Origin of the sequence: Agrobacterium sp. CFBP 3001 (assembly GCF_027871605.1) — a bacterium.
Taxonomy (GTDB): domain Bacteria; phylum Pseudomonadota; class Alphaproteobacteria; order Rhizobiales; family Rhizobiaceae; genus Agrobacterium; species Agrobacterium leguminum.
The window spans coordinates 154,291-166,703 of the sequence record NZ_JAQAHD010000003.1 but is presented as its reverse complement, the minus strand read 5'-3'; the positions used below and the strand labels follow the sequence as shown (position 1 = coordinate 166,703).

Genomic DNA, 12,413 nt, shown 5'->3' with positions numbered 1-12,413 from the left:
GCGGCCCTGTCCGAGGTGGGCCGCCCATTTTCAGGTTACGCCCATCAATCCAGCAGCAGCGGCAGCAAGCTCTCGCCCTGCCGCTCGATTTCCTTGAGATAGGGCGTGTCGGAAAGCACGAAATGGCTGATGCCCAGCGCGCGGTATTTGCGCAGTGACGCGGCGACATCTTCCGCCGAGCCGACAAGCCATGTGGTTCCCGCCCCGCCGCCGCCGAATTTGCCCGGCGCGGTATAGAGATTGTCGTCCAGCACGTCGCTCTGACGGTGCAAATCCAGCAGGCGGCGCTGGCCGACCGCCACGGCCTGAAGATGGTCGTTCCAGCGTACGCCATTGTTTGCGGCCATCTCGGCAACTTTCGCTTCCGCATCGCGCCATGCCTCGGCTGTGGTTTCGCGTACCAGCGTGGTGATCCGCAGGCCGAATTGCAGCGGCGGCAGATCGCGGCCGAGCTTTTCGCTGAAGTGCCTCAGCCGCTCGATCCTTTCGCGCACGCCAGCGAGCGGTTCTCCCCAGAAAAGCTGCACATCGGCCTCGGTTGCGGCAACCTGCTCGGCTGCTTCGGAAGCGCCGCCGAAATAGAGTTTGGGATGCGGCCGGCCTTCGCGCACGGCGATGCGCGGCGAAACGGTGGAGTTCGTGACCCGGAAATGATCGCCATTAAAAGTGACGTTTTCCTCGGTCCAGAGCCGCCGCACCAGCCGCATGAATTCTTTCGTGCGGGCATAACGCTGCGCCTGATCGCCTTCTTCATCGCCATAGGCGGCAAGCTCATCCCTGCCGGAAACGATGTTGATCCGAACTCTACCGGCGGAAAGCTGGTCGAGCGTGGCGGCGGCGGATGCGAGGTTGGCCGGCTTCCAGTAGCCGGGACGGATAGCGATCAGCGGCTCGAATGTGGTGGTGCGGGCCGCAAGCGCCGCCGCCACCGTAAATGTATCCGGACGTCCCCAGCCGGTGCCGAGCAGCGCGCCTTTCCAGCCATGGGTTTCAAGCGCTTTGGCATGGCTCGTCAATGTATCGAGACTATTGTGGTTTTCGCTGACGGCGTCGCCCCGGTGGCCGGGTTTGACGTCATTGGGGATGTACCAGAGAAATTCGCTTGTGCTGATCACATTATCCGCCTGAATTTTCGTTTTATGGTGCGGTGGAATGGCCCTGCTGACGTTTGGCCTTCACCGCTTGTGTCTCCCGCGAGGCGCAAGCCTCCGCAGCTGCGAGAATGGCAAAGCGGCGGCGGCCCGGCGAAGCAGCGATGTTTCTTTTGTCATGCGGCGGAGGAAAAGCTTTCCGTCTGGAAAGACTATATTGCACATATTTTCTATATAAAAAATTTGAGGAAATGATTCCCTACGGACGAAATTATTCCCTCCCTGGAGAACGCATTTTCTGCATGATCTAAATTGGATGGATCGATTTTCCGCGAGGCTTCGAAAGGTGAGCAAGGCAATAGTCGACGGAAATCGCGAAATTCACCATGCTTGCGGCATACCGCCCACAACTCATGGAGCAGGCATGTGTACCACCTTGATTGTCCCTGGCCTGAATGGTTCGGATGAAGGACATTGGCAGCGGCACTGGTTGCTGGATGATCCCGACTCGAAGCTTGTCGATCAGGACAATTGGCAATGCCCGGTTCTCGCGGACTGGCTCGATCGTCTCGAGGCCGCGCTGGCGACAGTCGAAAGCGCTTATATCGTCGCCCACAGCCTCGGTTGCCTGCTGGTGGCGAATATGGCGTCTCGTCCCTCGGCCGCCAAGATAAAGGGCGCGCTTCTGGTCGCACCCGCCCATCTCGACCGCGTCGAGGCGATGCATCCATGTATCGTCCGGTTCGGCGCGTTTCCGCGGCAACCGCTTGCTTTTCCCAGCCTCGTCGTGGGCAGCATGAACGATCCCTATATGGATTGCGAAGAGTACGCGCGCAGTGCGAGCCTGTGGGGGAGCGATCTCATCAATCTCGGCGCCGTCGGACATATCAATATTGCCAGCGGCTACGGACGATGGCCTGAGGGTTATGCTCTTCTCGAACGGTTGAAGGCAGATGGCGCACCTGCAAAGGCGGTGGCCGGATCGAGGCTGCGCAGATTGACTGCCCTGGGCGACGCGCATTTTTGAGGAAATGACTGATCGTTCGGTTCCGTGCCCGATTATTGGCAGCCGGAAACGGATTTTTTCCCGCCGCCGCAACCTTAGTCCACATTTGCCGGCGATCCTCCAATTATAGAATAGTAATTTTATGGAAAATATTGACGATTTCGGACGGTCGCCTGAGGATAAGGGGAGTTGAGCAAAGGAGGCGCACATGCCGCAGGGACTTCATGCGTTTACTTTCGATCTGTTCGGTTTGACCCGGCGTCAGCCGCGGGAAGAGGAACAGGTCAGCCTTCATCCTCTGGATCATTCCGGACGCATCAGGCAGGAGAAAAGCGATCTCGAACTCGAACGGGAAGAGATCTGCGAAATGAACTTTGCGATGCTCGGCCTTTATCCGGTCTTCTGACTACCATCAGCGAGGGTTCCTTTTCCCTTTGCAGCGCGGTTCATCCGGGAGAGAAACTCTCCTCGCCGGATGGAAATTGGAACAAAATTTCTTAAACGCGCCGGGGAATTGGCTACCCTTTTATCATCAAGCGCATTGCCCAAGGGCAGATTGCAAAGGACCTGCCGATGAGCACATCCGATAAACCACTCGATTTTCTATGGTTCATACCTACCTCAGGCGATGGCAGCTATCTCGGCTCGGATGATCTTTCGCGTCCTGCCGATCCCGGCTATTTCCGGGAAATAGCCCAGGCTGCCGATCGGCTCGGTTATTCAGGCGTGCTCATCCCCACCGGTGTCGCCTGTGAAGAATCCTTCATCCTTGCGGCCAATCTCGCTGCCTATACCGAGAAGCTGAAATTCCTCGTCGCCATCCGTCCGGGCGTCGCTTCGCCCGCCTATTATGCGCGGCTTGCTTCGACGCTCGATCGCGTTTCCCATGGCCGGCTGCTTCTCAACATCGTGGTTGGCGGCAGCGCGCAGGAATTGGCCGGTGACGGCATCTTCCTGCCGCATGACGAGCGTTACGACCACGCCGATGAGTTCTTCCAGGTGTTCAATTCGCTGATCGAAACCGGCAAGGGAAGCCTCGACGGCAAATATATCAAGGCGGTGGACGCGAAACTCGGGCTGCCGCCGGTGCAGGAACCGCGCCCGCCGCTTTATTTTGGCGGCTCTTCCGATGCCGGCATCGAGTTTTCCGCCGGTATCACCGACAAATATCTCACCTGGGGCGAACCGCCGGCGCAGGTGGCGGAAAAAATCGCCAAGGTGCGCGCCGCCGCCGCCAAAAAGGGGCGCAAGGTTACCTTCGGCATCCGTCTGCATTTCATCGTTCGTGAAACCGACGAGGAAGCATGGGCAGATGCAGAGCGGTTGATCTCGAAGCTCTCCGACGAAACCATCGCATCCGCTCAGGAAGTCTTCTCTAGGGCTTCGGATTCCGTCGGGCAGGCGAGAATGCAGGCGCTGCACAATGGCCGGCGCGACCGGCTGGAAGTCTCTCCGAATTTGTGGGCGGGCATCGGTCTCGTCCGTTCGGGTGCGGGCACGGCGCTGGTCGGTTCGCCGAAGACGGTAGCGGCGCGGCTCAGGGAATATCAGGCGCTAGGCATCGATACCGTCATCGCCTCGGGGTATCCGCATCTGGAGGAAGCCTATCGGCTATCCGAACTGCTGTTTCCGGAAATCGGCCTTGGCGGGCCTCGCAACCAGATACGATCTTCTTTCGGCGCGAAACAGGTTTTCGGTGGCGGCGGTCATGGCGGCAACGTCAAGCTGGTGTCCGGATCCTGATCCTTCGAGGGGAGGCGACCTGTGCCTCCCACCTTTTCGGCAGATAACCTTGCAGTGGGAATAAATCGGACGGCGGCACATAAAACATTATTTCTATAGAATATTATCATTATGGAAAACGATGTCTATTTCATCCCCCGCTGCCGCTGCTAGCTATTGAACAATTCAGCTGTTTTCAGGAGCAACCCGATGACATTGCAATATGCGGCCAAGGATCAACAATTCATCAACCTCCGCGACCCGGTCGCCGGCAGGGCGGCGGATGCCGACAGCCTCAAGGCGGCGCTGAGAACGCTGGGCGGCGGTGTCAGCGTGATTACGGCGGGTGAGGGCGACGAGCGAACGGGCGCGACCGTGACCTCGGCCACCGCTTTGTCGGTCGATCCGCCGCGCATTCTGGTGGCGCTCAACCGATCCTCATCCACATGGCCGGTGGTGCAGCGTTTCGGTCATTTCGCCGTCAACATCGTCGGGGCGAACCATCAGTTCGTCGCCAATCAGTTTGCCGGCATCGGCGGCCTGAAGGGTCCGGACCGGTATCGCGGTGCGGAATGGACACGGCTGTCGAGCGGTGCGCCCATTCTCGAAGACGCTGTTGCCGCGATCGATTGCACCATTGAAGAGACGATCGAACGGCACAGCCACGTCATCGTCATCGGCAAGGTTGAGGCGATCCGCATCGGCTCCGGCCATTCGCTGCTCTATCAAAACGGGCGTTATCATTCTCTGGACTGAGCGCCGGTCGTTCGGCGCTTTCACTTTGTCATTCTTTGAGGGAGTTGAGCATGGGATCCGTCACGCCTCTCGGCGAAAGACTTCGTTTCGTTCCTCCACGCCTCGGCGCGGATATCGATGTGCTGACCGTTGCCCGCACGATCGCCGAAAACTGCGCCGTTGAAAGTCCGGGGCAAATCCATGCGCGGATCGCCCGTTCCGGTCTTCTTGCTCTTTCCGTTCCAACGGAACTGGGCGGGACGGACATCACCAATGATGTTCTCTCGCAGGCGCTCGCCATCATTTCCGCAGCCGATGCGGCGGCGGCGCATGATCTCGTCGAACATTTCACCGCGCTTGAATTCATCAGGAATGCGGGCAGCGAAGACCAGCGCAAGGCGCTCTTCGCCCGTCTCGATCTTGGCGAGACCTTCGCACTGGCAGTATCTGCCGCGGATCTGGATCAGGCGGTTACGGTGACGGAAGACGACTACGCCCTGCGGCTTCCCGATGACGTTGCGGGGTCGGTGAGGGGCCACGCGGACTGGATTGTCGTGCCAGCCGTCAACACGGCCGGGCAGCCTTTGCTCGTTGTTCTGCGCAACCGCCCCAATACGTCATGGGAAGGTCTGTTACGCGCGGATCAGGTGGTGTTTCTGGCTCAGGGCGCCGGAAATCTGGCCGTTTCCGTTTCCACCCTTTTGAAAGCCGCCGTGGCTCTGGGGCAGAAGCAGCGTGAACTTTCGGCGCTGCTGATCGACAGGCTGGCCGGCGATGGCGCGGCGCGACCCGTGATAGGCGAAATATTTCTCGCCATCGAACTCCTGAAGGCGCAGATATCCAGCCTTGCGGCCAACATCGATGCGGCCCAGGTGGGAGCGGAAAACGTCACCTTTCGTTCGGTTCGCAACAATGCCATCACGCTTGAAATCCTGATGGCGCGCCTCGGTCTTGTCGAAGGCGTCAGTGAAGCCGGGCTGATCGCGTCGCTGGACGACGATCTGCGCAGGCAATAGGCAAATCTCGGATGGAGGGCCGTGCGGAATCCTATTCGCCGGCCGGAATGGAGCGGGCGTTCTGCCCATCCTTGGCCACGAATTGTGCGAGTGTCATGTTGTCCAGAATGGTTGCGATGGCGTCACGCACGTCCGTCATCGAAACCCTAACCTGACAGGTCTCCGGATCATCACAGTCGTCACAGGCTTCAAAAGCCGTGCGGCTTGCGCAGCGAATGGGGGCCAGAGGTCCGTCCAGCGTGCGGATGACCTGCCCGATCATGATTTCCGATGGCGTTTTCGACAGCGAATAACCGCCATTCGGACCCTTCTTGGAGCGCAGAATGCCGCTATTGCGCAGCTCCAGAAGAATAGTATCCAGGAATTTTTTCGGGATATTGTTGCGGGTTGCAATTTCGGTCACGAAGGCGGTCTCGCCCTGGGGCAACCGCGCCAGATCGACAAGAGCCTTTAATCCGTATTTGCCTTTTTTGGTCAACATCGCATGATCCGAAAAGAGAGTCGGCACGTTTTACGGCGCCGAGCCATATTATTCCTAACTTACTAAGTAGTTTTTAGCGAATTCTCGCGCAAGCCCGTTTCGTCCGGGTTTGGCGTTGAAAGCGGCCTGTTGCAGCCTTTTGGCGCCATTCCTTCGGCTCTATCGATGGCTTTGCAAGGGCTGGCTTCCGAAAACATCACTGAAAACAATATTTTCTCTGATCGCGCTGCAACGTGGAACGATCATCCTTTATTAGAATATAAAATCGGTAGACAAAGTATGCATCAAAGACACGCGAGGTGATGATGTATACGCTCAGTTTGCTGGACAAGAGCCCGGTTCCAACGGGTGAGGACGCGGCGAGTGCATTCCGCGACACGATCAATCTTGCCAGGCGCGCCGAAGAGCTGGGTTACCGCCGTTTCTGGGTGGCCGAACATCACAATTCGCCGGAGCTTGCCGGTTCCGCACCGGAAGCGCTGGTTTCGTGGATATTGGCGAAAACCTCCCACATTCGCGTCGGCTCGGGCGGCGTCATGTTGCAACACTATAGCCCTTACAAGGTTGCCGAGGTTTTCAATGTCCTGTCGTCGCTTGCGCCCGGCCGGGTCGATCTCGGCATCGGCAAGACACCGGGCGGGTTGCCGCTGGCGACGTCGGCCTTGCAGCAGGCCTATGATCCTGCCAGCAAACCGGATTTCGAAACGGCCTTCAGTGAACTCACCACGTTTTTGTCCGGCGCCGCGCCGCAGGACCACGCACAGGCCGAGCTGCGGGCAACACCTGCGCCGCCAGTCGCTGCGGAAAGATTTCTGCTCGGCGCCAGCCCGGAAAGCGCAAGGCTTGCGGCTTCAAGGGGGTGGAATTTCGTGTTTGCCGGCCATCTCAATGGCGATGCGGAGGTTCTCCGCCGCAGCCTCTCGGCTTTCCGGGAGGAAAGCGGCGGAAGCGCTCCGATCCTTGCTTTGTCGGCTTTTGCGGCCAGCGACCCCGCCCATGCCGCGAGACAGGTGGAAGGTCAGCGCATCTACCGTGTATTCCTCAGCGACGGCCGGGCGTTCAACCTCGGCCGGCGTGAACAGGCGGAGGAATTCGCCCGCCAGTCCGGCGATACCGATTACCGCATCGAAGAGCGCAAGCCCAACGTCCTGCATGGCGGGCCGGAGGATATTCACAAGGCGCTTCGTGCGCTTTCCGAAGAGCACGGCATCGAGGAATTCATCATCGAGCCGCCGCATGTCGGTGCCGATCAGCGGCTTGCCTCGATAGAACTGCTTGCCACGCATCGCCTTTCCCGGGCGGCGTAATTTTCTCTGAGGAGGGAATGACATGACGAGAAAGAAAATCCGTTTCGGCATCATGCTTCAGGGCCCCGGCGGGCACATGAATGCCTGGCGGCACCCCAAAAGCCCGGTGGATGCTAGCGTCAATTTCGATTTCTTCAGGAAGACCGCGCTGAAGGCGGAAGGGGCGGGCATCGCCTTCGCTTTCGTGGCGGATGGGCTATATATCAATGACAAGTCGATCCCGCATTTCCTCAACCGGTTCGAGCCGCTGACGATCCTTTCGGCGCTCGCCTCCGTGACCTCGAAGATCGGTCTCGCCGGCACCGTTTCGACCTCCTATAGCGACCCCTTCACCATTGCCCGTCAGTTCGCCTCGCTCGATCTGCTGAGCGGCGGCCGCGCCGGGTGGAATGCCGTGACGACGCCGCTTGAAGGTACGGCGAAGAATTACAGCCGCAACCACCCCGAACATGCGCTGCGTTACGAGATCGCCGACGAATATCTCGAAGTGATCAAGGGCCTGTGGGACAGCTGGGACGACGACGCTTTCCTGCGCAACCGCGAGACGGGACAGTTCTTCGACCGCGCCAAACTCCATACGCTCGGCCATAAGGGCCGCTTCTTCCAGGTGGAAGGCCCGCTCAATATCCAGCGTTCGCCGCAGGGGCAGCCGGTCGTATTCCAGGCCGGTTCCTCCGATGCCGGCATCGGTCTTGCGGGCAAACATGCGGATGCGGTCTTCACCAATTCCGCTTCGCTGGAGGAAAACCAGACCTTCCTCAAGCGTGTAAAACAGAGCGCCGTTGCGCAGGGCAGGTCCGCTGCCGATGTGAAGATTTTCCCTGGCATCGGCCCGATTGTCGGCGAGACGCAGGAGGAAGCGGAGGCGAAATACGACGTCATTCGCAACCTCATCACCATCGAGGATGCGCTCGCTTATCTCGGCCGTTTCTTCGATCATCATGATTTCAGCGCCTATCCGCTGGACGAGCCTTTCCCTGAGCTCGGCGAGATCGGCAAGAACAGTTTCCGCTCCACGACCGACCGCATCAAGCGGCGGGCCAAGGAAAAGAACCAGACGCTGCGCGAGGCGGCGCTGGAGGCAGCGACCCCGCGTGAAGGTTTTATCGGCACGCCAGACAAGGTGGCTGACGAAATCATCCGCTGGGTGGAGCACGATGCGGCCGATGGCTTCATTCTGGGCTTCCCGGTGATTGCCGAGGGATTGGACGATTTCATCCGCCTCGTCATCCCGGTGCTGCAACGGCGCGGTTATTTCGATCCGCATCTGGAAGGGGCGACGCTGCGCGACCATCTCGGCCTGCCTTTCAGGGAAAGCGTCTATTCCCGCCGCGAAAACGGGTCGGACAAGGCCATCGCCTGAGCTTGCTGCCGGGCGGAGACGATTGCCGCCCGGTGCAGATTTCAAGACGCGGCGCGTAGCGAGCCGCGCAGGAGACAGAACCATGAATATCCGCATTGACGGCGCGCGTCCGCAGGACGACGCCGAACGGGGAATCCTCGCCTTCATCGACGAGAGCATCGCCATCCGGCATGATCTCCACCGGCATCCCGAGCTTTCGCTCAAGGAAAAACGCACGGCGGCGCTCATTGCCCGCTATCTCTTGTCGTTCGGATATGAGGTGACGGAAGGTGTCGGCGGCCACGGCGTTGTCGCCACGTTGAAACGCGGTCATGGCGAAAAACGCGTCGGCATTCGCGCCGATATCGACGCCCTGCCGATTGTCGAGGAAACCGGCCTTGCCTATGCCAGCCAGACGCAGGGCGTCATGCATGCGTGCGGTCACGATGGCCATACGACGATCCTGCTTGCCGCTGCCCGGTATCTTGCCGAAACATCGAGTTTTTCCGGCACGCTGACGCTGATCTTCCAGCCGGCCGAGGAAATCGGCGCCGGGGCAAGGGCGATGATAAAGGACCGGCTTTTCGAGCGGTTTCCGGTCGATGCCGTCTTCGGCCTTCATAATTGGCCGGGTGTCGACACCGGACAGTTTGGCTTCGTCGAAGGCCCGGCCATGGCCTCCGTCGACAAGGCGAAGGTGCGGATTGTCGGCAAGGGCGGGCATGGCGCCGCGCCGCATGAGACGGTCGATCCGGTTCTCGCCTCGGCAAGCTTCGTCACCGCCCTGCAGAGCATCGTTTCGCGCAATGTCGATCCGCGCGAGATGGCGGTGCTGACGGTCGGCTCCATCCATGGCGGAACCGCCTCCAACGTCATTCCCGAAAGCGTCGAGCTTCACATCACCGCCCGGGCTTTTTCGCCTGCCGTGCGTGACAGGCTGGAGGAGCGGCTCCCGGCGCTGGCCAAAGCGCAGGCCGAGAGTTTCGGCGCGAAGGCCGAGGTCGCCTATTCCCGCGGCTTCCCGCCGGTCATCAACCACATCCCTCAGACGGGTTTCGCCCGCGATATCGCCAAACGGTATTTCGCCGCCGGGCAGATCGCCGAAGCGTTCCAGCCGCGCACGGCGAGCGAGGATTTCGCCTTCATGCTGCAGGAGCGGCCCGGTTCTTATCTCTTCGTCGGCAATGGCGACAGCGCACCGCTGCACAGTCCCCACTACGATTTCAACGACGCGATCATCGCGCCGGCAGCACGCTTCTGGGTGCGGCTGGCGGAAGCCTATCTCTCCTGACGCGAAAATTAGGACAAGGACATGAGCGACAGTTTTTTCTACACATCCGTCAAGGATCCGCTCGCAGCGCCGCTTCTGGAGGAGTTGCTGTTCGAATATGACAGCCGCTACGGCACGTTCTTCAATGCGGAAGGGGCCAAGGCGGAGCTGAACAAATATCCGCCGGAAGCCTTCAGCCCGCCATCGGGCAATTTCCTGCTGCTCCTGCGCGACGGCAAAGCGATCGCCGGCGGCGCCTTCATGCGTTACGACGACGAAACGGCGGAATTCAAACGGGTCTGGACCCATTCCGCCCATCGCCGGCAAGGGCTTGCGAAAATCGTGCTCCGGGAACTGGAGCAGCAGGCGATCCGGCAGGGTTATGCCCGCGTGTATCTGACCACTGGCTTCCGTCAGCCGGAAGCGGTCGGTCTTTATCTCACCAATGGTTATCGCGCTTTGTTCGATACCGCGGCCGATCCCGAGACGATCCGGTCGTTGCCCTTCGAAAAATGGCTGTCCGAACCCGCACCCGTCTCTGTTCCGGGAGGAGCGCCGATAGCGACTGTGCGGCCGCAACCCTCTTCCGCCCATCCGTGAAAGGCCTTTTTCCGATGACGATAGCCTCTGATTTTCCGCATCTCGCCGTGGGCGACAAGAAGAGTGAACCGATCACGGGCGGTTACTCCCATTTCCGCATCGTTCCGGCCCGCTACCCGCTGCGGACGGTGGGCACGGTTTTCTCCGTCCTCATCATTGCCGCCGTCGTGCATTCCGTTTTCGGCAACCCGCGCTGGGGCTGGGATGTGTTTGCCGAATGGTTCTTCGCCGAACCGGTGCTGGTGGGTCTCGGCCGGACGCTGCTCCTGACCGCGCTCGGTGCGTTGTTTGGTTTTGTGTTGGGAACCCTGCTGGCGCTTGCCCGTGTTTCCCGTTCGCCGCTGCTGGTCGCTGTCTCCTGGACCTATATCTGGATTTTTCGCTCCATCCCGCTGATCGTGCTTTTGCTGATCCTCAACAATCTCGGCTATCTCTATGAAACAGTGACAATCGGTGTGCCCTATACCGGCATCAATTTCTTCAGCTGGAATACGACACAGCTGATGACGCCCTTTGCGGCGGCCGTTTTGGGGCTGACGCTCAATCAGGCCGCTTTCGCCTCCGAAATCGTTCGCGGCGGAATCCTTTCAGTCGATCAGGGGCAGCTCGAAGCTGCCGCCGCGCTCGGCCTTCCGCGCAGGCGGCAGGCGTCCCGCATCGTCCTGCCGCAGGCGATGCGCTCTATCCTGCCCACGGCCTTCAACGATATTATCGGCTTGGCCAAGGGCACGTCGCAGGTCTATATCCTCGCGCTGCCGGAGCTGTTCTATACGATCCAGATCATCTATCGCCGCAATCTGGAAGTGATCCCGCTGCTGATGGTCGCCACCGTCTGGTATCTGGTGATCCTGACCGCGCTTTCCATTGTTCAGCATCACATCGAACGCCACTTCTCGCGCGGTGCGCTGCGCAATCCGCCGCCCTCGCTGTTTGCCACGCTCTATCGCACATTCCTGCCGCGCAGGCCCTTGCCGGAAGCGGTGGAGACGCCAGCGCCCCCCATTGAAAGACCTGAACGACCGGCTGCCGCCAGGACGGGAAGTTTCCAGCTCGGCAATCGTGGCGGTTCGGTCAATATCCACGGCGTTTCCAAGTCCTTCGGAACACTGAAGGTGCTGGACGATGTCACGCTCTCCATTCCGGCAGGCAGTGTCACCACCATTCTCGGCCAGTCCGGCTCCGGCAAGTCCACATTGCTGCGCTCCATCAACCATCTGGAGCGTGTCGACGACGGCTTCATCGCCATCGACGGCGAGCTGGTCGGTTATCGTCAGAAAGGCGACACGCTTTATGAGCTGAAGGAAAAGGACATTCTGAAGCGCCGCGCCGAAGTGGGCATGGTGTTCCAGAGCTTCAATCTGTTCCCGCATCTGACCGCGCTTGAGAACATCGTAGAAGCGCCGGTCGTGGTTCGCGGCATATCGAAAGAACAGGCGGAAGCCGAGGCGCGCGATCTTCTGGCCCGTGTCGGTCTGGCCGAAAAGGCCGGTGCTTACCCCCGCCAGCTTTCCGGCGGGCAGCAGCAGCGTGTGGCGATTGCCCGGGCCTTAGCGCTGCGGCCGAAGGTGCTGCTCTTCGACGAGCCGACATCCGCGCTCGACCCGGAGCTTGTCAATGAGGTGCTGGATGTCATCAAGGAGCTGTCCCGCTCCGGCGTCACTCTCATCATCGTCACCCACGAAATCGGCTTTGCCCGCGAAGTCTCCGACAGGGTCGTCTTCATGGAACAGGGCCGCATTCTCGAAACGGGCACGCCGGAGAAAGTGTTCAACAAGCCGGACCACCCGCGCACGGCCGAATTTCTCGCAAAAGTTCTCTAATCAACAACAAAGGAAACACTCAC

General features: G+C 60.0%; 12 protein-coding genes. 10 read left to right on the top strand and 2 right to left on the bottom strand.

Going from position 1 to position 12,413, the window contains the following annotated elements; translation table 11 throughout:
• Positions 1-44 precede the first annotated feature (44 nt).
• Positions 45-1,115, bottom strand: a complete 1,071-nt coding sequence (locus PH605_RS06135; RefSeq protein ID WP_078053479.1) for an LLM class flavin-dependent oxidoreductase — start codon at positions 1,113-1,115, stop codon at positions 45-47.
• 400 nt (positions 1,116-1,515) lie between these two features.
• Between PH605_RS06135 and PH605_RS06130 the strand changes: the two genes are divergently transcribed.
• From PH605_RS06130 to PH605_RS06110, 5 genes are all read left to right on the top strand, one after another.
• Positions 1,516-2,118 (top strand): alpha/beta hydrolase, encoded by a 603-nt coding sequence (locus PH605_RS06130; protein ID WP_078053480.1) that lies wholly within the window; start codon positions 1,516-1,518, stop codon positions 2,116-2,118.
• A gap of 187 nt (positions 2,119-2,305) precedes the next feature.
• Complete coding sequence (locus tag PH605_RS06125; RefSeq protein WP_003524684.1) at positions 2,306-2,503, top strand: hypothetical protein; 198 nt, start codon at positions 2,306-2,308, stop codon at positions 2,501-2,503.
• A gap of 167 nt (positions 2,504-2,670) precedes the next feature.
• Positions 2,671-3,840 carry an FMNH2-dependent alkanesulfonate monooxygenase gene (ssuD, locus tag PH605_RS06120; protein ID WP_020808882.1) on the top strand — a complete coding sequence of 390 codons (1,170 nt, stop codon included), beginning with the start codon at positions 2,671-2,673 and terminating at the stop codon, positions 3,838-3,840.
• Between the two features lie 189 nt (positions 3,841-4,029).
• Complete coding sequence (locus tag PH605_RS06115; protein ID WP_142780525.1) at positions 4,030-4,575, top strand: flavin reductase family protein; 546 nt, start codon at positions 4,030-4,032, stop codon at positions 4,573-4,575.
• A gap of 50 nt (positions 4,576-4,625) precedes the next feature.
• Positions 4,626-5,570, top strand: a complete 945-nt coding sequence (locus tag PH605_RS06110) for an acyl-CoA dehydrogenase family protein (protein WP_142844681.1) — start codon at positions 4,626-4,628, stop codon at positions 5,568-5,570.
• Positions 5,571-5,601: 31 nt separating this feature from the next.
• Here PH605_RS06110 and PH605_RS06105 read toward each other — a convergent pair whose 3' ends face one another.
• Positions 5,602-6,051, bottom strand: coding sequence for an RrF2 family transcriptional regulator (locus tag PH605_RS06105; RefSeq protein ID WP_142844680.1), 450 nt, complete (start codon positions 6,049-6,051; stop codon positions 5,602-5,604).
• Positions 6,052-6,353: 302 nt separating this feature from the next.
• Here PH605_RS06105 and PH605_RS06100 point away from each other — a divergent pair, with 302 nt between their 5' ends.
• From PH605_RS06100 to PH605_RS06080, 5 genes are all read left to right on the top strand, one after another.
• Positions 6,354-7,358, top strand: coding sequence for an LLM class flavin-dependent oxidoreductase (locus tag PH605_RS06100; protein ID WP_162856825.1), 1,005 nt, complete (start codon positions 6,354-6,356; stop codon positions 7,356-7,358).
• Between the two features lie 22 nt (positions 7,359-7,380).
• On the top strand, positions 7,381-8,721 hold the full coding sequence (locus PH605_RS06095) for an LLM class flavin-dependent oxidoreductase (RefSeq protein WP_142844678.1): 1,341 nt from the start codon (positions 7,381-7,383) through the stop codon (positions 8,719-8,721).
• An 82-nt stretch (positions 8,722-8,803) separates the two neighbouring features.
• Positions 8,804-9,991, top strand: a complete 1,188-nt coding sequence (locus tag PH605_RS06090) for a M20 aminoacylase family protein (RefSeq protein ID WP_142844677.1) — start codon at positions 8,804-8,806, stop codon at positions 9,989-9,991.
• A 21-nt stretch (positions 9,992-10,012) separates the two neighbouring features.
• Entirely contained in the window at positions 10,013-10,570 is a 558-nt protein-coding gene (locus PH605_RS06085) for a GNAT family N-acetyltransferase (RefSeq protein WP_065657179.1), read from the top strand.
• Positions 10,571-10,584: 14 nt separating this feature from the next.
• Complete coding sequence (locus tag PH605_RS06080) at positions 10,585-12,390, top strand: amino acid ABC transporter permease/ATP-binding protein (protein WP_142844676.1); 1,806 nt, start codon at positions 10,585-10,587, stop codon at positions 12,388-12,390.
• Positions 12,391-12,413: the final 23 nt, after the last annotated feature.